Annotated in this window: 17 protein-coding genes and 1 pseudogene; 12 read left to right on the top strand and 6 right to left on the bottom strand. The window is 73.0% G+C overall.

Annotation, left to right across the window (positions count from 1 at the left end; genetic code table 11):
* The first annotated feature begins 149 nt into the window (after positions 1–149).
* The 3 genes from C3492_RS02860 to dapE all read left to right on the top strand — a co-directional run bounded on the left by C3492_RS02860 (position 150) and on the right by dapE (position 3,595).
* The gene (locus C3492_RS02860; RefSeq protein WP_103810113.1) at positions 150–791 is read left to right on the top strand and encodes an IclR family transcriptional regulator; all 642 of its coding nucleotides are present in this window, start codon (positions 150–152) and stop codon (positions 789–791) included.
* 282 nt (positions 792–1,073) lie between these two features.
* Entirely contained in the window at positions 1,074–2,453 is a 1,380-nt protein-coding gene (locus tag C3492_RS02865) for an amino acid permease (protein WP_181140168.1), read from the top strand.
* Positions 2,450–3,595 carry a succinyl-diaminopimelate desuccinylase gene (gene dapE / locus C3492_RS02870; protein WP_103810115.1) on the top strand — a complete coding sequence of 382 codons (1,146 nt, stop codon included), beginning with the start codon at positions 2,450–2,452 and terminating at the stop codon, positions 3,593–3,595. The genes C3492_RS02865 and dapE overlap by 4 nt, the downstream gene beginning before the upstream one ends.
* Here dapE and C3492_RS02875 read toward each other — a convergent pair.
* Positions 3,486–5,054: a CdaR family transcriptional regulator gene (locus C3492_RS02875; RefSeq protein ID WP_103810116.1), complete on the bottom strand. Its 1,569-nt coding sequence runs from the start codon at positions 5,052–5,054 to the stop codon at positions 3,486–3,488. The two genes, dapE and C3492_RS02875, sit on opposite strands and share 110 nt — an antisense overlap.
* A gap of 102 nt (positions 5,055–5,156) precedes the next feature.
* On the opposite strand from C3492_RS02875, the gene C3492_RS02880 reads away from it, so the two are divergent.
* From C3492_RS02880 to C3492_RS02890, 3 genes are all read left to right on the top strand, one after another.
* Positions 5,157–5,906, top strand: coding sequence for a chorismate synthase (locus C3492_RS02880; protein WP_103810117.1), 750 nt, complete (start codon positions 5,157–5,159; stop codon positions 5,904–5,906).
* Positions 5,903–7,015: an o-succinylbenzoate synthase gene (gene menC, locus C3492_RS02885; RefSeq protein ID WP_103810118.1), complete on the top strand. Its 1,113-nt coding sequence runs from the start codon at positions 5,903–5,905 to the stop codon at positions 7,013–7,015. The genes C3492_RS02880 and menC overlap by 4 nt, the downstream gene beginning before the upstream one ends.
* A gap of 127 nt (positions 7,016–7,142) precedes the next feature.
* Positions 7,143–7,934 carry a S16 family serine protease gene (locus C3492_RS02890; RefSeq protein ID WP_103810119.1) on the top strand — a complete coding sequence of 264 codons (792 nt, stop codon included), beginning with the start codon at positions 7,143–7,145 and terminating at the stop codon, positions 7,932–7,934.
* A gap of 12 nt (positions 7,935–7,946) precedes the next feature.
* Here the strand turns inward: C3492_RS02890 and C3492_RS02895 are convergent, their stop codons facing one another.
* A complete protein-coding gene (locus C3492_RS02895) occupies positions 7,947–8,426 on the bottom strand; it encodes an Lrp/AsnC family transcriptional regulator (RefSeq protein WP_103810120.1) in 480 nt (159 codons plus the stop codon).
* Between the two features lie 122 nt (positions 8,427–8,548).
* On the opposite strand from C3492_RS02895, the gene hppD reads away from it, so the two are divergent.
* Entirely contained in the window at positions 8,549–9,697 is a 1,149-nt protein-coding gene (gene hppD, locus C3492_RS02900; RefSeq protein ID WP_103810121.1) for a 4-hydroxyphenylpyruvate dioxygenase, read from the top strand.
* Between the two features lie 9 nt (positions 9,698–9,706).
* Here the strand turns inward: hppD and C3492_RS02905 are convergent, their stop codons facing one another.
* Complete coding sequence (locus C3492_RS02905) at positions 9,707–11,173, bottom strand: lipopolysaccharide assembly protein LapB (protein ID WP_258055458.1); 1,467 nt, start codon at positions 11,171–11,173, stop codon at positions 9,707–9,709.
* A gap of 92 nt (positions 11,174–11,265) precedes the next feature.
* Here C3492_RS02905 and C3492_RS02910 point away from each other — a divergent pair, with 92 nt between their 5' ends.
* Entirely contained in the window at positions 11,266–12,672 is a 1,407-nt protein-coding gene (locus C3492_RS02910; protein ID WP_103810122.1) for an FAD-binding oxidoreductase, read from the top strand.
* 8 nt (positions 12,673–12,680) lie between these two features.
* On the opposite strand, the gene C3492_RS02915 is transcribed toward C3492_RS02910, so the two are convergent.
* Positions 12,681–13,094, bottom strand: a complete 414-nt coding sequence (locus C3492_RS02915) for an SsgA family sporulation/cell division regulator (protein ID WP_103810123.1) — start codon at positions 13,092–13,094, stop codon at positions 12,681–12,683.
* A 235-nt stretch (positions 13,095–13,329) separates the two neighbouring features.
* On the opposite strand from C3492_RS02915, the gene C3492_RS02920 reads away from it, so the two are divergent.
* The gene (locus C3492_RS02920) at positions 13,330–14,889 is read left to right on the top strand and encodes an RDD family protein (RefSeq protein WP_103810124.1); all 1,560 of its coding nucleotides are present in this window, start codon (positions 13,330–13,332) and stop codon (positions 14,887–14,889) included.
* Between the two features lie 64 nt (positions 14,890–14,953).
* Positions 14,954–15,630: pseudogene (locus tag C3492_RS02925) on the top strand (RDD family protein).
* A 93-nt stretch (positions 15,631–15,723) separates the two neighbouring features.
* Here the strand turns inward: C3492_RS02925 and C3492_RS02930 are convergent.
* Complete coding sequence (locus C3492_RS02930; protein ID WP_181140169.1) at positions 15,724–15,960, bottom strand: hypothetical protein; 237 nt, start codon at positions 15,958–15,960, stop codon at positions 15,724–15,726.
* Positions 15,961–16,320: 360 nt separating this feature from the next.
* On the opposite strand from C3492_RS02930, the gene C3492_RS02935 reads away from it, so the two are divergent.
* Together C3492_RS02935 and C3492_RS02940 are read left to right on the top strand one after the other, a co-directional pair.
* Complete coding sequence (locus C3492_RS02935; protein WP_103810126.1) at positions 16,321–18,678, top strand: immune inhibitor A domain-containing protein; 2,358 nt, start codon at positions 16,321–16,323, stop codon at positions 18,676–18,678.
* 121 nt (positions 18,679–18,799) lie between these two features.
* Positions 18,800–19,120: a hypothetical protein gene (locus tag C3492_RS02940; RefSeq protein ID WP_103810127.1), complete on the top strand. Its 321-nt coding sequence runs from the start codon at positions 18,800–18,802 to the stop codon at positions 19,118–19,120.
* A 78-nt stretch (positions 19,121–19,198) separates the two neighbouring features.
* Here the strand turns inward: C3492_RS02940 and C3492_RS02945 are convergent, their stop codons facing one another.
* Complete coding sequence (locus C3492_RS02945; protein WP_103810128.1) at positions 19,199–19,792, bottom strand: isochorismatase family protein; 594 nt, start codon at positions 19,790–19,792, stop codon at positions 19,199–19,201.
* Between the last annotated feature and the right edge of the window lie 27 nt (positions 19,793–19,819).

Here is a 19,819-nt window from a genome sequence, read left to right on the forward strand (position 1 = left end):
GCCGCGGAGCGCAGCCGTGAAGCGACTCGGCCCGGGAGCCGCCGGGCCGTCCTGCCGATCGGCGGCCTCTGAAGCGCGTCGCCGACGGGACTCGGTGACGCATCCGCCGGACAGGGGCCGCCGACCTCACCGCCAAAGGAGTGGGCGTCGTGACCGCGGAGACCTCTCAGACGCTCGACCGGGGACTGCGCGTCCTCAAGCTGCTGGCCGACACGGACCACGGGCTGACCGTCACCGAGTTGTCCACCAAACTGGGCGTGAACCGCACCGTGGTGTACCGGTTGCTCGCGACGCTGGAGCAGCACGCGCTCGTACGGCGTGATCTGGGCGGGCGAGCCCGCGTCGGACTCGGCGTGCTGCGGCTCGGCCGGCAGGTGCATCCGCTGGTACGGGAGGCCGCGCTGCCCGCGTTGCGGTCGCTCGCGGAGGACATCGGGGCGACGGCGCACCTCACGCTCGTGGACGGGTCCGAGGCGCTGGCCGTCGCGGTGGTGGAGCCGACCTGGACGGACTACCACGTGGCCTACCGGGCCGGGTTCCGGCACCCGCTGGACCGGGGTGCGGCCGGCAAGGCGATCCTCTCCGCGCGGCAGTCGCCGTCCTCCGACCCCGGGTACACGCTCACGCACGGGGAGCTGGAGGCGGGGGCGAGCGGGGCCGCCGCGCCCCTGGTCGGGGTCACGGGGGTCGAGGGCAGCGTGGGCGTGGTGATGCTCGCGGACGCCGTGCCGGAACGGGTGGGCGCACGCGTGGTGGAGGCGGCGAGGGAGGTCGCGGAAGCGCTGCGCTGAGCCCCCTCGCGGCCGTCGGCACCGCAGCACCCCGAAAGGGGCGCGGGGAACCGCGCGAGCAGCCCCACCGGCCCGCACTCGGCCACGGTCCTTGGCCGCCCCTCCAACCCCGCCGGCCAACCTTTGGCCGATCCGCACACCCCCCGGCGCCCGCCCCTCCGCATCATCAAGGGCCAGGCAACCCGAGGCGGAGGGAACGGCACGGTGGACAGAGTGGGGACGGTCGCCGCACCAGGTCGGCGGACAGGACGTACGGCGGACAGGCTCACCCGGCGGCAGACCATGGGAACCCTCGTCGGCGAAGCCGCCGGGAGTCCGCTGAAGCGGACGATGGGCGTCGCCCAGCTCACCCTGCTCAGCGTGGGCGCCACCCTGGGGACCGGCATCTTCGTGGTGCTGGGGCAGGCCGTGCCGCAGGCCGGCCCCGCCGTCGTCGTCTCCTTCGTGCTGGCCGGCGTCACCGCCCTGTTCTCCGCGCTGTCGTACGCGGAGCTGGCCGGCATGATCCCCGGCTCGGGGTCGTCGTACACCTACGCCTACGCCACCCTCGGCGAGCTGGTCGCCTGGGTCTGCGGCTGGTGTCTGATCCTGGAGTACGGGGTGTCGGTCGCCGCCGTCGCCGTGGGCTGGGGGCAGTACGTCAACGAGTTGCTGGAGCTCACCCTCGGTGTCTCCCTGCCCGAGTCCCTCAGCGCGCCGCCCGGCGCCGGTGGTGTGCTCAACGTCCCGGCCGCCCTCATCGTCGTCCTCGCCATGGTGGTGCTGCTGCGCGGCGCCAAGGAGAGCGCCGTCGCCAACACCGTCATGGTCGCCGTCAAGATCGCGGCTCTGCTGCTGTTCTGCGCCGTCGCCTTCACCGCCTTCCGGGCCGGCAACTTCCGGCCCCTGTTCCCGCTCGGCGCGGCCGGCATGAGCGCCGGAGCGGCCTCCCTCTTCTTCTCCTACATCGGGTTCGACGCCGCCTCCACGGCGGGTGAGGAGGCACGGAATCCGCAGCGGGACCTGCCGCGCGCGATCATCCTGTCACTCGTCCTCGTCACCGCCCTGTACGTCCTCGTCGCCGTCGCCGCGCTCGGCGCGATGCCCTGGCGCCAGTTCGCGGGGACCGAGGCGACGCTGAGCGAGGTGCTCGTGCGGTCCGTCGGCGGCGGCAGCCTGTGGCCGGTCCTGCTGTCCGTCGGGGCGGTCGTCGCGACCACCAGCGTCGTGCTCACCGTGCAGTACGGGCAGATCCGCATCCTGTTCGCCATGGCCCGGGACGGACTCGTGCCGCCGCTGTTCGCCAAGGTGCACCCGCGCACCGGGGTGCCCCGCGCGGGCACCGTCATCGTCTCCGGCTTCATCGCCGTCCTCGCCGCCCTCGTCCCGCTCGGCAGCCTCGCCGACGCCACCAGCATCGGCACCCTCTTCGCGTTCATGCTGGTCAACCTGGCGGTGGTGCTGCTGCGCCGGCGCGACCCCGGCGCGCCCCGCTCCTTCCGGGTGCCGTTCTCCCCGGTCACGCCCCTGCTCGGCGTCGCCTTCTGCGGCTACATGCTGTGCAGCCTGGGCGCCGACACCTGGATCGCGTTCGGCGCGTGGCTGGCGGCCGGGCTCGTCGTCTACGGCCTCTACGGCATCCGGCACTCCAAGCTCGCCCAGACCCAGGAAGACCCCGCATGACCGCCCTCGACCTCACCGCCGACGTCGTCACCCTCACCCGGGCCCTCGTGGACCTGCCCTCCGAGAGCGGGGAGGAGGAGCGGATCGCCGACGCCGTCGAACAGGCCCTGCGTGGCCTGCCGCACCTCGCCGTGGACCGGGTCGGCAACTCCGTCGTCGCCCGCACCGGCCTCGGACGCGGCGAACGGGCCCTGATCGCGGGGCACCTGGACACCGTGCCGGCCGCCGGGAACCTGCCCTCCCGGCTCGCCGACGGGCGGGTCCACGGGCTCGGCGCCTGTGACATGAAGGGCGGGGTGGCCGTCGCGCTGCGGCTCGCGGCCACCGTGCCCGAGCCCGCCCGCGATGTCACCTACGTCTTCTACGAGTGCGAGGAGGTCGAGGGGGAGCGCAACGGGCTCGGCCGGATCGCCGCGGCCCGGCCGGGGCTGCTGGAGGAGGCCGGCCTCGCGATCCTCATGGAGCCGTCGGACGCCGGTGTCGAGGCCGGCTGCCAGGGCATCCTGACCGCCGACATCGTCGTCAGGGGCGCCCGCGCGCACACCGCCCGGGCCTGGCAGGGCACCAACGCCGCGCACAAGGCGGGGCGGGTGCTCCAGCGGCTCGACGCACACGTCCCGGAGCGGGTCGTGATCGACGGGCTGGAGTTCCGGGAAGGACTCAGCGCGGTCGCCGTACACGCCGGGGTCGCCGGGAACGTCGTACCCGACGCGTGCGTCGTGACGGTCAACTGCCGTTTCGCTCCCAGCCGTTCCCCGCAGGAAGCGGAGGCGTACGTGCGGGGGCTCTTCCCGGAGTACGAGGTGCGGGTCACCGAGGTGGTCGGCGGGGCGCTGCCGCACCTGGACCGGGTGGGGCCGCTCGTCGCCGCCCTCGGGGCCGAGCCCCGGGCCAAGCTGGGGTGGACGGACGTGGCCCGGTTCGCCGCGCTCGGGGTGCCCGCGCTCAACTACGGTCCCGGCGACCCGTCGCTCGCGCACACTGCGGGGGAGTACGTGCCCGTGGCGCACCTGGAGCGGTGCGAGGCCCGGCTCAGGGCGTGGCTGCGCCGAGCCCGGCCAGCGTCCGCAACTGGAGCCACAGCACCAGCCGTTCGTCGGGGTCGTCCAGGTCGACCCCGGCGTGCTGCTGGAGCTGCTTGAGGCGGTAGCGGCAGGTGTTGGGGTGCACGGCCAGCAGCCTGGCCGCGCCGGCCATGTCGCAGCCCGCGTCGAACCAGCAGACCAGCGTGCGCGCGTACTCGGTGCCGTGCCCGGCGTCGTAGGCCAGCACCCGCCGCCACGCGCCCGCGCTCAACTCGCGGCGCTCCCGCATCACTTCGGTCAGCCGCAGCAGCGTCACCCGGGCCCGCACCTCGTCCACCACGGCCACCGGCAGGTCCGCGTCCAGCACCCGCAGCACCAGGTCGGCGTCCGCCCGCGAGTCCGTGAGCCCGTCCGCGCCCGGCACCAGCTCGCCGAGCGCCGCCCGGACCGGCACCCGCAGCGCCTGCCCGGCCCGCGCCACGATGTCCTCGGCGAGCCCCCGGTGCCGCTCGCCCGGCCCGGGCAGCACCGCGTACACCACTCCGTCCAGCAGGACGCACGCGTGCCGGCCGTAGCGGGCCTCGCACTGGAGGCGTACGACGTCCAGCAGGCGCAGCGCGGTGCGTTCGGCGTCCGGGACGCTCGCGGCGGAGTCCAGGACGAAGGCCGCCACCCGGGCCGGGCCGTCGATGCCGAGGCGGGCGGCGGCCGTGGCCGGGTCGTCCGCCGTGCCGTCCAGGAGCCGGCGCAGCAGGTCGCCGCCCCGGTGCCGGGCCAGCTCCCGGGCCGCCCGGGCGCGCAGCAGGAGCAGCGCGGCGGTGGACGCGCCCTGGGCGAGGGTGTCCTCGGCGTCCGGGGCGAGCGAGCCGCCGTCGATCACCCACACCGAGCCGAGGGTCTCCCCGCCGGCCCGTACCGGCATCGCCAGCCGGGGCAGGCCGCTGGCGGCCAGCGCGGGCAGCCGCACCGGCCGGTCGGCGGCGAACAGCCGCCGGTACTGCTCGGTGTTCTCGGCGCTGGCCGGCACCTGCCGGCCGAGGATGCCCTGCCGGCGGTCCTCGTCCACGGGCTGGCCGGGGACCGTGGAGTAGGCGAGGATCCGCTGGCGCGGGTCCTCGATGGCGGTGGCCCCACCGGTCGCCGTCGCGATGGCGTCGGCCAGCGCGAACAGATCACCGAGCCCGCTGTCGCCCGCGCCGGCGTCGGCGGCGAGGGCGGCGGGCCGGGCGGCGACGGCCGAGGCCAGCAGCAGATGGACCCGGTGCCAGGCCGCGTCCTCGGCGACCGACAGCAGGGCCACGCCGTGCTCCCGCGCCGCCGCCACCGGCCCGTCCGCGCCGCGCACCACCACCCCGGTCAGCCCGGCCTCCGCCGCCGCCCCCAGCAGCGGACCCGCGTCCGCCGCCGCCACCCCGACCGCCAGCAGCAGCGCGCCGGGCAGCCGGGGGAGCGGGGTGCGGCCGTCGTACAGGACCGCCTCGGTGACCGGTGCGGTCAGCCCGGCGGGGGCGGTGTGCAGGCGCAGCGCGGGGGCGCCGACCACGTCCAGGAGGTCGCCGAGGGTGCAGGCGTCCATGAGGGTCCTCAGCTTGCCGGTTGGCGGATGGTGCAACGAACGTACGCGTGCCTTGGCCGCTCGCACAACACATGCGCCGCCGGTGCCTTCGAGACTCGTCCCATGACAGGAGGAGCCACCATCCGTACCGTCCACGACGTCGCCGGGCTCGCGGCCGTCGCCGACCACTTCAGCGACGTCTGGCGGACACCCCGCACCGCCCCGCCCTACCCGGCCGAGGTCCTGCACAGCCTGGTGCACGCCGGCGGCGCCGTGCACGCCGCCCACGAAGGGCAGCGGCTCGCCGGGGCGTCCGTCGCCGTGCTCGGCCCGAACCGGAGCACGTACTCGCTGGTGGCCGCCGCCGAGCGCGGCCTCGGGCACCGGCTGAAACTGGCCCAGCGGGACTGGGCGCTCGCCCACGGCGCCCGCACCATGCGCTGGACCTTCGACCCGCTGGTCGGCCGCAACGCCCGCTTCAACCTGGTCAAGCTCGGTGCCGTCGGCACCGAGTACCTGGTCGACTTCTACGGCCCCATGACCGACGGGGTGAACGACGGCGACGAGAGCGACCGGCTGACGGTCACCTGGGACCTGAGGGCGGAGGGAACGCCGTACGACACCGAGCCGCACGGGCCCGTCCTGCGCGCCGCCCCCGACGGCGGCCCGCTCGTCCGGCGCGCCGGACGGCACGTGTGGTGCCGGGTCCCGGACGACGTCGTCAAGCTGCGCGCCGCCGATCCGGCCCTGGCGCTGCGCTGGCGGCACGCCGTTCGCGAGGTGTTCCTGGAGGCCTTCCTGGAGGGGTTCCGGGCCACCGGGATGTCCCGCGACGGCTGGTACACGCTGACCGGGACGGAGGGGGCCGCGTGAAGCTGGAGCGCGTGGAGATCGTTCATGTGGCGATCCCGCTGGTCACCCCGTTCCGCACCTCCTTCGGGACCATGACGGCGAAGGACACCTTCCTGCTGCGCGTGGTCACCGACTCGGCCGAGGGCTGGTCGGAGTTCGCCGCCGACCCCGAGCCGCTGTACTGCTCGGAGTTCGTCGCCGGCGCCGAGATCGTGCTGCGCGACTTCCTGCTGCCCCGCGTGGCCGCGCTCCCGCGGCTCACCACGGCCGCGCTGGCCCCCGCCATGGCGAAGATCAAGGGCCACGAGCTGGCGAAGGCCGCCCTGGAGACGGCCGTGCTCGACGCCGAGCTGCGCGGCCACGGCATGCCGCTCGCCACCTACCTGGGCGCGGTGCGGGACCGGGTGCCCGCCGGGGTCTCCGTCGGCATCAAGAACTCGGTGCCCGAGCTGCTGGACGACGTCGGGCGCTACCTCGCCGAGGGGTACGTCCGCATCAAGCTGAAGATCGAGCCCGGCTGGGACGTCGAACCGGTGCGGGCGGTCCGCGAGCGCTTCGGCGACGACCTCCCCCTCCAGGTCGACGCCAACACCGCCTACACCCTCGCCGACGCCGAACACCTGCGGCGGCTCGACGCGTTCGGGCTGCTGCTCGTCGAGGAGCCGCTGGAGGAGAACAACCTGCACGCCCACGCCCGGCTCCAGAAGCGGCTGCGCACCCCGGTCTGCCTCGACGAGTCCCTGCACAACGCCCGGGACACCGCGTCCGCCATCGCCCTGGACGCCTGCCGGGTGGTCAACGTCAAGCCCGCCCGGGTCGGCGGCTACCTGGAGGCCCGCCGGGTCCACGACGTGGCCCACGCGCACGGCGTGCCGGTGTGGTGCGGCGGCATGCTGGAGACCGGCATCGGCCGCGCGCCCAACCTCGCCCTGGCCGCGCTGCCCGGCTTCACCCTGCCCGGGGACACCTCGGCGTCCAGCCGCTACTTCGCGGAGGACATCACCGAGCCGTTCGTCCTCGACGCGGACGGCCATCTGCCCGTCCCGGGCGGCCCCGGCATCGGCGTCGCACCCCTGCCGGACGCGCTGCGCCGGTTCACGCGGGCGCGACGGGACCTCTACAGGGCGTGAGAGGACCGGCGAGCGGCGTGGCGGGACCCGCACGCGGCAGGCCGGGCCCGCACGCGGACGGGCACCTCGACACAGGGTGCCCGCACGCGGCAGAAGGGGCACGTGGTCGTCACGTTAGATTGACCTCGTGCTCTCACGTCTCACACGCCCCCAGGCCCTCGCCGTCTGCGCGCTGCCCGTCGTGGCCCTGCTCGCCACGGCGGCGTTCGCGCCGCTGCCGTTCTCGGTGGCGCAGCCCGGCATGACGGCGAACGTGCTCGGGCGGAACCAGGGCACCCCGGTGATCACGGTCTCCGGGGCGGAGACCCGCAGGACCAGCGGGCAGCTTCGGATGACCACGATCGAGGCGACCGGTCCGGATGCCGAGGTCAGGCTCGGTGACGTGGTCGACAGCTGGTTCCGCACCGACCGCGCGGTGCTGCCGCGCGACTCGGTCTACCCGAGCGGCGACACCGTCAAGGAGATCGAGCAGCACAACGAGGCGCAGATGCGGCAGTCCCAGGACGCGGCGACCCAGGCGGCGCTGAAGTACCTCGGGCTCGGCGCCGGCAAGGTGAAGGTGACGCTGAAGCTCGCCGACGTGGGCGGGCCCAGCGCGGGGCTGCTGTTCTCCCTCGGGATCATCGACAAGCTGGACGGCGACGGCAGCGGCGGCGACCTCACGGGGGGCCGCGTCATCGCCGGCACCGGCACGATCGACCCGGCCGGCAAGGTTGGCGCGGTCGGCGGGGTGGCTTTGAAGACCCAGGCCGCGCGCCGGGACGGGGCCACCGTCTTCCTGGTGCCGAAGGCGGAGTGCGCCGACGCGAAGGCGGAGCTGCCGAAGGGGCTGCGACTGGTCCCGGTGACCACGCTCAAGGGCGCGGTCGACTCCCTGGTGGCGCTGGAGAAGGGCAAGGGCCCGGTCCCGAGCTGTTGATCCCCGGGCCGTCTACGACCGTTCGGCGTCCGCCGCCGCCTGCTCCACCAACGGGATGATCCGCAGCGGAACGGGGTTCTCCATGACGATCGCCGTGGAGGCCCGGACGATGCCGTCGAAGCCGACGACCAGGTCGATCACCCGCTGCAGATCGGCGTTCGAGCGGGCCACCAGCCGGCACAGCATGTCCCCGCTGCCGGTGGTGGTCAGCAGCTCCAGCACCTCCGGCACGGTCGCCAGGTGGGCCCGTACGTCGGCGCCCTGGCCCTGCCGGATCTGGAGGGTGGCGAACGCGGTGACCGGGTAGCCCAGGGCCGCCGGGTCCACCTGCGGGCCGAAGCCGCGGATGACCCCGTTCGACTGGAGCCGGTCCAGGCGCGCCTGCACGGTCCCGCGCGCCACGCCCAGCCGCCGGGACATCTCCAGCACCCCGATGCGCGGTTCCCGGGCCAGCAGCACGATGATGCGCCCGTCCAGATGATCGATCGCCACGGGACCCCCTGAGATGGTCATCCTGTACAGAAACACCGCCAAGGCGGTCGTGCTACTGGTCAGATTGCCCAGCGATTTCGTGAACTATTGCGCACCTTGCAGAGCAGAGCCACCCTTCCGCTATGACGCAGACCACAGACCTCACTCCCGACACGACCGCCCGGCAGGACGACCCCTTCCCGGTCAAGGGAATGGACGCGGTCGTCTTCGCCGTGGGCAACGCCAAGCAGGCGGCGCACTACTACTCCACTGCCTTCGGCATGCGGCTGGTCGCCTACTCCGGACCGGAGAACGGCAGCCGCGAGACCGCCAGTTACGTGCTGGAGAGCGGCTCCGCCCGCTTCGTCTTCACCTCCGTGATCAAGCCGAGCAGCACCTGGGGCCACTTCCTCGCCCAGCACGTGGCCGCGCACGGCGACGGCGTCATCGACCTGGCCATCGAGGTCCCGGACGCGCGCGCCGCGTACGCGTACGCCGTCGAGCAGGGCGCGAAGAGCGTCGCCGAGCCGTACGAGCTGAAGGACGAGCACGGCACGGTCGTCCTCGCCGCCGTCGCCACCTACGGCGAGACCCGGCACACCCTGGTCGAGCGCACCGGCTACGACGGCCCCTACCTGCCCGGCTACACCGCCGCCCAGCCGATCGTCGAGCCGCCCGCCCACCGCGTCTTCCAGGCCATCGACCACTGCGTCGGCAACGTCGAACTCGGCCGGATGAACGAGTGGGTGGCCTTCTACAACAAGGTCATGGGCTTCACGAACATGAAGGAGTTCGTGGGCGACGACATCGCCACCGAGTACAGCGCGCTGATGTCGAAGGTGGTCGCGGACGGCACCCTCAAGGTCAAGTTCCCGATCAACGAGCCCGCCATCGCCAAGAAGAAGTCCCAGATCGACGAGTACCTGGAGTTCTACGGCGGCGCGGGCGTCCAGCACATCGCGCTCAACACGGGCGACATCGTGCAGACCGTCCGCACCATGCGCGCGGCCGGCGTCGAGTTCCTCGACACCCCCGACTCCTACTACGACACCCTCGGCGAGTGGGTCGGCGACACCCGCGTACCGGTCGAGACCCTGCGCGAGCTGAAGATCCTGGCCGACCGCGACGAGGACGGCTACCTGCTCCAGATCTTCACCAAGCCGGTCCAGGACCGCCCGACCGTGTTCTTCGAGCTCATCGAGCGGCACGGCTCCATGGGCTTCGGCAAGGGCAACTTCAAGGCGCTGTTCGAGGCGATCGAACGGGAGCAGGAGAAGCGGGGCAACCTGTAACGGCGGGCGCTACTCGCTGGGCGGCGGCTCGTCGGGTACGTCGCCCAGCTCCTGCAGCGCCTCCCGCGCCAGCGGCGCCTTCAGCGGCGAGAAGTACGGGTTGATGCGCAGCGCCTCCTCAAGATGCCGCCGCGCGGGACCGTACCGCTCCAGCTCCGCCTCGATCACGCCCCGGTGGAACGCGTACAGCGCGCTGCGCACCCCGCCCCCCTTCGCCTTGTCCGTCGCGGCGGTCGCGTAGGTCAACGCCTCCTCGTCCTCACCGGCCCGGTGCAGCGCCCAGCCCAGCGCGTCGGCCACCTCGATCCCCGGCTGCCGCTTCCACTCGTCCCGCAGCCGCTCCACGCCGTCCCACGGGTCCCCGTGGTCCGCCTCGAACCGCCCGATCAGCACCTCCTCGTCCACCCCGCCCGACACGGCCCGCCGTACCGCCGCCTTCATCCGCGTGTACTGCTCCTCGGCGACCCCGGGCTGCCCCAGCGACTCGTACAGCTCGCCCAGTTCCAGCAGATCCGCTGGGTCCGGCTGCTTCGCGACGACGGCCCGGTACGCGGCCAGCGCCTGCGCCGTGCGCCCCAGCGCGGCCAGCGTCCGCGCCCGCCCGGCCGCCGCCGCCCGCTGGTCGGGATCGAGCCGCAGCGCCGCCTCGAAGTGCCGCAGCGCGTCCGCGAGGTCCCCGCGTTCCCACGCCAGCTGTCCCAGCCCCGTCAGCCACGCGGCCTGCTCCGCCGGGGTGCGGGCGGCGGCCGCCGCGTCGGTCAGCTGGGCCACCGCGTCCTCGCGCCAGCCCCGGTCCCGGTACACCGCCGAGGCCCGCGCCATCACGGCCGGCCGCGCCGCCGCGTCGGTGCTCAGCGCCAGCAGCTTGTCCAGGGCGGAGCGGGCCTTCTCGTAGTCGCCGAGCCCGGTGTACGCGTCGATCAGCGGCGGATACGCCTGCCACCGTTTCGGGTCCGCCTTCAGCGCCTGCTCGCCGTAGCTCTTGGCCGCCGGGAAGTCCCGGCGCGCGAGCGCCAGCGCGGCCAGGCCGTCCAGCGCCTCGGTGTTCCGGCCGCCCCGCACCTTCAACGACTCCCGCAGTGCCTGCTCGGCCTTCGGGTAGTCCGCAGCGTCACCCGCCCGCCGCCCCCGCTCCACGTAGGCCGACCCCAGCACCGCCCACGCCCGGGCGTCCCGCGGCCGGGCCCGCACCGACTGCTCCTGCCGCCCGATGAGCGCCGTCAGCCCGGGCAGCGCGGCCGGCACGCCGTAGGTCACCGTCGTCAGCGCCGGCACCTGTGTCCGTGGCCGCGCCTGCGGACCGGCGGCGGGCGGCACGGCCGGCCCGTGCCGCCGCTCGTGCGGCAGCAGCATCAGCACCGTGCCCGCCACGACACCGCCCGCCAGCGAGGCGACCAGCACCCGCCGCAGCGCCCGCCGGCGCGGCGCCGGCGGCTCCGGGACCAGGGACGTACCCACGCACTGTCGGTTGTCCATGGCGCTCACTGTGCGTCAATACGACGAGCACATCCGCGTGGCCCCGGAGCGGCACGGGCGGGGTTCACACCGATGGCCGCGAGTGACACGCTGTGATCATGAGCCGTATCGAAGCACCGCGCGACGAGCACACCGGTAACCTCGCCGACCGGCTCCTGGCCGGCCTGCCGCCCGAGGCCGTCCTGACCGACTCCGACGTCACGGCCTCCTACGCCCACGACATGGCGAGCTTCTGCCCGGCGGGCAGTCCCGCCGTCGTCGCCCTCCCCCGCACCGTCGAGCAGGTCCAGCACGTCATGCGCACGGCCACCGAGCTGCGCGTCCCCGTCGTCCCGCAGGGCGCCCGCACCGGCCTGTCCGGCGGCGCCAACGCCACCGAGGGCTGCATCGTGCTGTCCCTCACCAAGATGGACCGCATCCTGGAGATCAGTCCCGTCGACCGGATCGCCGTGGTCGAACCGGGCGTGGTCAACGCGACCCTGTCCCGCGCGGTCGAGGAACACGGCCTGTACTACCCGCCGGACCCGTCCAGCTGGGAGATGTGCACCATCGGCGGCAACATCGGCACGGCCTCCGGCGGCCTGTGCTGCGTCAAGTACGGCGTGACCGCCGAATACGTCCTCGGCCTGGACGTCGTCCTGGCCGACGGCCGTCTGATGTCCACCGGCCGGCGTACGGCGAAGGGCGTCGCGGGTTACGACCTGACCCGGCTGTTCGTCGGCTCCGAGGGATCCCTCGGCATCGTCGTCCGGGCGGTGCTCGGGCTGCGGCCCAAGCCGCCCCGGCAGCTCGTGCTGGCCGCCGAGTTCGCCTCCGCGGCGGCCGCCTGCGACGCCATCTGCCGGATCATGGAGGGCGGTCACGTGCCGTCCCTCCTCGAACTCATGGACCGTACGACGGTCAAGGCGGTCAACGACCTCGCCCACATGGGGCTGCCCGAGACCACCGAGGCACTGCTGCTGGCCGCGTTCGACACCCCGGACCCGGCGGCGGACCTGGCCGCGCTCGGCGCCCTGTGCGAGGCCGCCGGCGCCACCCAGGTCGTCCCGGCCGAGGACGCGGCCGAGTCCGAGCTGCTGTTGCAGGCCCGGCGGCTCTCGCTGACCGCGCTGGAGGCGGTCAAGGGCACGACGATGATCGACGACGTGTGCGTGCCCCGCTCGCGGCTCGGCGCCATGCTGGAGGGCGTGGAGCGGATCGCCGCCGAGTACGACCTCACGATCGGGGTCTGCGCGCACGCCGGCGACGGCAACACGCACCCCACGGTCTGCTTCGACGCCCGCGACCCCGAGGAGTCCCGCCGGGCCCGCGAGTCCTTCGACGAGATCATGGCCCTCGGGCTGGAGCTGGGCGGCACCATCACCGGAGAACACGGCGTCGGCGTCCTGAAGAAGGAGTGGCTGGCCCGGGAGATCGGCCCGGTCGGGGTGGAGATGCAGCGGGCGGTGAAGCAGGTCTTCGACCCGCTGGGCATCCTCAACCCGGGCAAACTCTTCTGACGCCGGGCTCACTGGGCGAGCAGGTGGTCGAGCGCGTCGTCGATGCCGAGCTGCCCGCCCTCCGTGCCCGGCGGCACCGCCCGCAGCGTCCGCTCCAGCCAGGCCGACACCTGCCGGACCGGCGCCTCCAGCAGCGCGTCGCCGTCCGGTGAACTCAGCGCCATCAGCACGGCACTGCGCCCGTCCGTCTTCGTCGGCCACACCCGCACGTCGCCGTGGCCGCACGGCCGGAACACCCCTTCCACCAGCAGGTCGCGGGCGAACGTCCAGTCGACGGGGTGCGCCGAGTCGATGTGGAAGGTGATGTGGACGGCGTAGGGGTCGTCGGAGCGGTATGCGAGCCGGGCGGGCACCGGGACGCTCCGCTCCGGTGACAGGATGAGCCTCAGCTCCAGTTCGCGCTCCACCACGGTGTGCTGCATGACCTGCGTCTCCTCTCGCGTCGGGGCCGCCGGGACGGGCCCGCACCGGGAGAGAGGGGGCAGGGGCCGGACCATTACGCCGGTTCGCAGAAATTCTTTTCGCAAGCCCCGGGGGAGTGGGTCACGGCGTTGCCCGGAAAGGGGTGGGTCCGGCGGGACTGGCGGTGGGGGATGCCCGGGTCTGATAGATGTGGAGGCCCCCATCACACCCCCGAGCAGATACGGGACGACGGACATGAGCGCCCCAACCCCGGCCCCAGGCGACGACCGGCCCCGCGAGGGCTACTACCCGGACCCGTCCATCCCCGGTTACGTCCGGTACTGGAACGGCGCCTCCTGGGTGCCCGGCACGAGCCGCCCGGCGCCGAAGAACGGCGAACCGCTCACCCCGCCCCCCGGCGCCCGCCCGGCGCCCCCGTCCGTGGAGGAAACGGGTCCGCACTTCTTCGACGAGGACCCGCCGGACGGGGAGCAGCAGGGCGGCGCGGGCGAGCGGGACCGGCAGGGCGGTCAGCCCGCGCAGGGCGCGCAGGGCGCGCAGTGGGGCCGGCCGGGCGCGCCGGGGCAGTCGGGTGCGCCGGGGCAGCCTGCTCAGCCAGGCCGGCCGGGTCAGCCCGGTGCACCCTGGGGTGCCGACCCCCGGGTGCCCGCCGAAGCCTCCCCCGACCCCGACGGCCGTGCCACCAGCCGGACCGACGGCACCGCGACGATCCCGCCGACGGAGGACGACCCCCACGACCCCGGCACCTTCATCTTCCGCCGGCCGATCCCCGGCCCGGCGGCGGCCGACCGCACCGACGACGGCACGATGACCTTCCGTCCGGTCCCGTCGGCCCCGTCCGCCCCTTCGGCCCCGCAAGCCCCGTCCGGCCCCGACAGCGGCCCGGCCGGCTTCGGCGCGCAAGGCCCGGTCGGCGCGCCCGCGAACTCGGGCTTCGGCGCCGGGAAGGCCGCCGCGGCCCGCGCCGCCGCAGCACAGACACCCCCGGCGGCCCAGGGACCGCAGTCACCGTCGATCCCGCAGCCGTCACCGGGAGCGCAGGCACCGCAGTCACCGTCGATCCCGCAGCCGGCCCCCGCGCCCCAGCCTTCCCCTGCCGCCCCCGCCCCCGTGGCCCCGTCGGTGCCGCACCAGGCGGGTCCCGGCCAGGCCGGTGCCCCCGTCACCCCGCTGACGAGCGGTCCCGGTGGCGGGCAGGCGTCCTGGGCGCAGCAGGTGCACCAGCTCGCCGGGGGCGGGGACGAGCAGCCCGTGGCGCCGTGGAAGCCGCCGGTGGAGGACCTCTTCCAGGCCGCCGCGCGCCGACAGGCCGCCGCCCGCCCCGCCGGACTCGGCAAGCGGCTCGCCGCGCGGCTGATCGACCTGCTGGTCATCGGCGCCGTGACGGCCGCGGCGGCGGTCCCGCTCGGCATCCGGGCCGTGGACCACGTCCAGGAGAAGATCGACGCGGCCCGGCTCTCGGGCCGCGAGGTCACGGTCTGGCTGCTCGACGGCACGACCGGCACCAGCCTCGGCATCGTCCTCGCCGTCCTGCTCCTGGCCGGTGTCCTGTACGAGGCGCTCCCCACAGCCAAGTGGGGCCGCACCCTCGGCAAGAAGCTGTGCGGTCTTGAGGTCCGGGACATCGAGGCGCACGAGCCCCCCGCGTTCGGCGCGGCACTGCGCCGCTGGCTGGTCCTGAGCGTGCCGGGCCTGCTGGTCGTCGGGATCGTGGGCGTGCTGTGGTGCCTGTTCGACCGGCCCTGGCACCAGTGCTGGCACGACAAGGCGGCCCACACCTTCGTGGCCGGCTGACGCGCGTACTCCGTCCGGCCGTCTGCCGGATGCGGAGCCGGGATCTTCGGGTTCCACTCGGGCCATGAGCAGCGAACCGCCCCCCGGCTCCGGAGAGCAGCCCCCCGAGGACGACCCCTTCAGGAAGCGGCCCCCGTCGGACCAGGGCCCGGGCTCGCCGTACGACGCCCCGTACGGCGGCGCCCAGCCCCCTCCCCCGGCGGTGGCGGCCCTTACGGCGGTGGCCCCTACGGCGGCGGTCCCGGCGGCGGCCCCTACGGCCCCGGCGGCTACCCGGCCGACCCGCTGGCCGGCATGCCCCCGCTCGCCGACAGCGGCAAGCGGACGCTCGCGCGCATCATCGACATGATCCTGGTCGGCATCGTCGTGCTGTTGCTCACCTGGGCGTTCGGGGTGAGCGCGTACACGTTCGACAGCGAGCGCACGGAGGTCGGCAGGTCCCTCGCGCAGTCCTTCATCGCGGCCGTGCTCTACATCGCGTACGACACCTTCATGATGACCAGGTCGGGGCAGACCCTCGGCAAGAAGTGGCTCGGCCTGCGGGTGGCCAACCTGGAGAACGGCGCCACGCCCTCCGTGCAGACCATGCTGATCCGCTCCCTGGTGCTGTGGGTGCCGTTCGCCTTCTGCTGCGCCTGCATCTGGACGGCCGTCTCGGGTGGTTGGAGCTTCTTCGACAAGCCGTACAAACAGGGCCTGCACGACAAGGCGGCCAAGACGGTGGTGGTCAGCACCGGTTGAGCCGCCCGTCAGGGGTGCTCGCACGGCAGTGGCGGTACCGGGACGTCCGGAACCGCCACTGTCGCAGCTCTGCGGCGCTGTGTCCCCGTCCGCTCAGAGGGTCGTGGGGATACGTTCCTCCTCCGCGACGGGCTCGGTGGGCGCCCGCTCCGCGCGCGTCCCGGGGACGGGGACCGTCAGGGCGACCAGCAGGCCCAGCGCGAGTGCCGCGAGGGCGATGATGGCGACCCCGAGGCCCGAACTCGTCTGGGACAGCAGCAGCATGGCGAGCGTCGAGAAGATCACGGTGCAGGAACCGTAGGCGAGCTGTGCGGCGGTCGGACGAGGCATGGCAATCGTGTCCTCGGCAGTCTTCGGAAGTAGGGGGTGCCACTCTGTTGGCCTGCATGCCCGAGCGGGACGCCCGGTAAGCGTGACCTAACCCACGGTACCGGTGCACAGGGGGCGCATGGAGTCACCGTCCCGGCCAAACGGGCGTTCCCCTGCGCCCGTTGGCGGGGTGACACGCGTCCGTAAAGCGAACGTCACCTCCGCATAGTGCACTTGTCCTGCTCAAGTCAAGGTCTGTTTTTTCAGCTAAACCTCTAGTCAAATGTCGTCACTTGACTACACGCGTTGATCGTGCGCGCACGGATTCCTCCAAGACCCGGAACCCTCTGTCCGTGTGCGCGGCGCGGGGGAGGAACTCAAGTGACCAGCAGATCCTGGACGTTCAGAGCGGCCGCCATCGGCGTGACGCTCGCGGCGGCCTCCGCCACGTTCGCCACCTTCGCCGTCGCGGAGGCGGGCACCCAGGCCCAGAACGCGGCGGCCAACCGGCACGACCCGGCGCCGGTGAAGCAGCGCGCGCACGACCTGGACGGCCCCCTGAGCAAGACCCAGGAGGCGCAGCGCAAGGAGGCCCTGAACCAGCTCATATCGGGCAAGGCCACCGCGAAGGAGCGCAACGGCTCCAAGGTCGTCGAGCTCAAGAGCCGCAAGGGCCGGAGCAAGTACGTCGAACTGAGCCGCGAGAAGACCGACAAGATCTTCACGATCCTGGTGGAGTTCGGCGACAAGACCGACCCCAAGTTCGGCGGCACCCCGGGCCCGCTGCACAACAAGATCGCCGCGCCGGACCGCAAGAAGGACAACTCCACGGCCTGGCAGAAGGACTACGACCAGAAGCACTACCAGGACCTCTACTTCGGCACCGGCAAGAAGACCGAGTCGCTGAAGAAGTACTACGAGAAGCAGTCCTCGGGCCGCTACTCGGTCTCCGGTGAGGTCACCGACTGGGTCAAGGTCCCGTACAACGAGGCCCGTTACGGCAACAACGCCTGCGGCGACACCAACTGCCCGAGCGTGTGGAACGTCGTCAGCGACGGCCTGAACGCCTGGGTCGCCCAGCAGAAGAAGGCCGGCCGCACCGACGCCGACATCAAGACGGACCTCGCCAAGTACGACCAGTGGGACCGCTACGACTTCGACGGCGACGGCAACTTCAACGAGCCGGACGGCTACGTCGACCACTTCCAGATCGTGCACGCCGGTGAGGACGAGTCCGCCGGCGGCGGCGCCGAGGGCGAGAACGCGATCTGGGCCCACCGCTGGTACGCCTTCGGCACCGACGCCGGCGCCACCGGCCCCGAGAACAACAAGCTCGGCGGCACGCAGGTCGGCGACACCGGGATCTGGGTGGGCGACTACACCATCCAGCCGGAGAACGGCGGCCTCGGCGTCTTCGCCCACGAGTACGGCCACGACCTCGGCCTGCCGGACGAGTACGACACCGCCGGCGGCGACAACTCCACCGGTTTCTGGACGCTGATGTCCTCCGGCTCCTGGCTCGGCACCGGCAAGGAGTCCATCGGCGACCTGCCGGGCGACATGAACGCCTGGGACAAGCTCCAGCTGGGCTGGCTGAACTACGACACCGCCAAGGCCGGCAAGCAGTCCACGCACAAGCTGGGCGTCGCCGAGTACAACACCTGGGACAAGCAGGCCCTCGTGGTGACCCTGCCGGACAAGGCGGTCAAGACCACCATCACCGAGCCGGCGCAGGGTGCCACCCAGTGGTGGAGCGGCAGCGGCAACAACCTCAAGAACACGCTGACCCGTTCCGTGGACCTGACCGGCAAGTCCTCGGCGAGCCTCACCCTGGACGGCTGGTGGGCCACCGAGGCCGGCTACGACTACGTCTACACCGAGGTCTCGACCGACGGCGGCGCCAACTGGACCGCCCTGGACGGCACGGCCGACGGCCAGGCCCTGCCGAAGGACGCCAGCGGCAAGCCGGCGCTGAGCGGTTTCTCGCAGACGTACAAGAAGCTGGCGTTCCCCCTCGACGCCTACGCGGGCAAGAAGATCGACCTGCGCTTCCGCTACGCCACCGACGGCGGTGTCGCGGAGAACGGCTTCGCGGCCGACGAGATCGCCGTGACCGCCGACGGCACCCCGCTGTTCTCGGACAACGCCGAGACCGCGGACGCTGGTTGGACCGCGGACGGCTTCTCCCGCATCGGCGCGTCCTTCACCAAGGACTACAAGCAGTACTACATCGCCGAGAACCGGCAGTACGTGTCGTACGACAAGACGCTGAAGACCGGCCCGTACAACTTCGGCTTCGCGTCGCGCCCGGACTGGGTGGAGCACTACCCGTACCAGAACGGCCTGCTGATCTGGAAGTGGGACACCTCCCAGGCGGACAACAACACGAACGCCGCGAGCGGCCACCCGGGCACCGGTCTGATCCTGCCGATCGACTCGCACCCGAAGGCGCTGAAGTGGACCGACGGCACGCTGCTGCGCAACCGCATCCAGGCGTACGACTCGCCGTTCAGCCTCTACGCCACGGACGGCATCACGCTGCACAAGGCCGACGTCGCGCTGAAGATCAAGGGCTCGAAGGGTGTCCGGGTCTTCAACGACCACACCAGCACCTACTACGACCCGTCGAACCCGACGGGCGGGGTGAAGGTCACTGACACCAACACCAAGATCACGATCGTCAAGGAGGCCAAGGACGGCTCCACGATCCAGCTCAAGGTCGGTCCCGCGGTGAAGTAGTCCACATCACCGCAGGTCAGAGGCGTATCGGCGGCAACCCCTTGGCGGGTTGCCGCCGGTCGTGTTTAGGTGCGTCCTGTGGACCGCTTATTGACACCGACCGGAACGGGGATGTGACCGCATGGCCGCTGGAGGCTTCTGCAAGCTGCCGAACGGCACGGTGGTGGTGGCGCTGAACCTGCCGTACGGCTCCGCCGGGGTGCGGGTTCTCGTGCACGCCCAGAACCGGGCCCGGGCCCTGACCAGGCTCCGGAACCTGGGCCTGCGGGCGATCTACCTCCGGGGGAACGCCGAGCCTCCGACGCCGGACGAGATCACGGCGGTCCTGCACCACCCCGACGGCCTGATATGGCGCACGGCCCCGGCTGACAACGGTGTCATGGTGAACGAGCTGTGGCACCCGATCCGGGCGCTGCTGCGCGGTCCGGCGGTGGTGCGGTGAGGGGAGCGGCGGTGCGTCACCGGGTGCGGCCGCGTGGTGGCCGGTCGCACAGTTCCCCGCGCGCCTCCGGGCGCTCTCCTAGCCGCTCACCACGGGCTTGCCGGTGAGTTCCACGCCCGCGTCCCGGAGCTCCTCCAGGGCCCGCTCGGTGGTCTCACCCGCCACCCCGGCGGTCAGGTCCAGGAGGACCTGCGTGCGGAAGCCCTCTCTCGCGGCGTCCAGGGCCGTGGCCCGTACGCAGTGGTCCGTGGCGATGCCGACCACGTCCACCTCGGTGATCTCCCGGGCGCGCAGCCAGTCGGCGAGGGGGACGCCGTTCTCGTCGGTGCCCTCGAAGCCGCTGTACGCGGCCGCGTACGCACCCTTGTCGAACACGGCGTCCACCGCGCCGGAGGCGACGGCCGGGGCGAAGTTCGGGTGGAAGCCCACGCCCTCCGTGCCCGCGACGCAGTGCGCGGGCCAGGAGCGGACGTAGTCGGGGTTGTCCGCGAAGTGGCCGCCGGGCGCGATGTGGTGGTCGCGGGTGGCCACCACATGCCGGTACCCGGTGCCCGCCGCCTGGCCGATCAGCTCGGTGATGGCGGCGGCCACGTCGGCACCGCCGGCCACCGCGAGGCTGCCTCCTTCGCAGAAGTCGTTCTGCACGTCTACGACGATCAAGGCGCGGCGCATGGTGGGTGTCCTTCGACTGAGAGTGAA

Source organism: Streptomyces sp. Ru62, assembly GCF_002920615.1.
In the GTDB taxonomy this organism is placed as follows: domain Bacteria; phylum Actinomycetota; class Actinomycetes; order Streptomycetales; family Streptomycetaceae; genus Streptomyces.

Excerpts from the sequence above, each read along its gene's own strand:
- C3492_RS02865 (WP_181140168.1), top strand. The coding sequence starts at position 1,074 with ATGGGAACCCTCGTCGGCGAAGCCGCCGGGAGTCCGCTGAAGCGGACG.
- dapE (WP_103810115.1), top strand. The coding sequence starts at position 2,450 with ATGACCGCCCTCGACCTCACCGCCGACGTCGTCACCCTCACCCGGGCC.
- C3492_RS02875 (WP_103810116.1), bottom strand. The coding sequence starts at position 5,054 with ATGGACGCCTGCACCCTCGGCGACCTCCTGGACGTGGTCGGCGCCCCC.
- C3492_RS02880 (WP_103810117.1), top strand. The coding sequence starts at position 5,157 with ATGACAGGAGGAGCCACCATCCGTACCGTCCACGACGTCGCCGGGCTC.
- hppD (WP_103810121.1), top strand. The coding sequence starts at position 8,549 with ATGACGCAGACCACAGACCTCACTCCCGACACGACCGCCCGGCAGGAC.
- C3492_RS02905 (WP_258055458.1), bottom strand. The coding sequence starts at position 11,173 with ATGGACAACCGACAGTGCGTGGGTACGTCCCTGGTCCCGGAGCCGCCG.
- C3492_RS02915 (WP_103810123.1), bottom strand. The coding sequence starts at position 13,094 with ATGCAGCACACCGTGGTGGAGCGCGAACTGGAGCTGAGGCTCATCCTG.
- C3492_RS02920 (WP_103810124.1), top strand. The coding sequence starts at position 13,330 with ATGAGCGCCCCAACCCCGGCCCCAGGCGACGACCGGCCCCGCGAGGGC.
- C3492_RS02930 (WP_181140169.1), bottom strand. The coding sequence starts at position 15,960 with ATGCCTCGTCCGACCGCCGCACAGCTCGCCTACGGTTCCTGCACCGTG.
- C3492_RS02940 (WP_103810127.1), top strand. The coding sequence starts at position 18,800 with ATGGCCGCTGGAGGCTTCTGCAAGCTGCCGAACGGCACGGTGGTGGTG.
- C3492_RS02945 (WP_103810128.1), bottom strand. The coding sequence starts at position 19,792 with ATGCGCCGCGCCTTGATCGTCGTAGACGTGCAGAACGACTTCTGCGAA.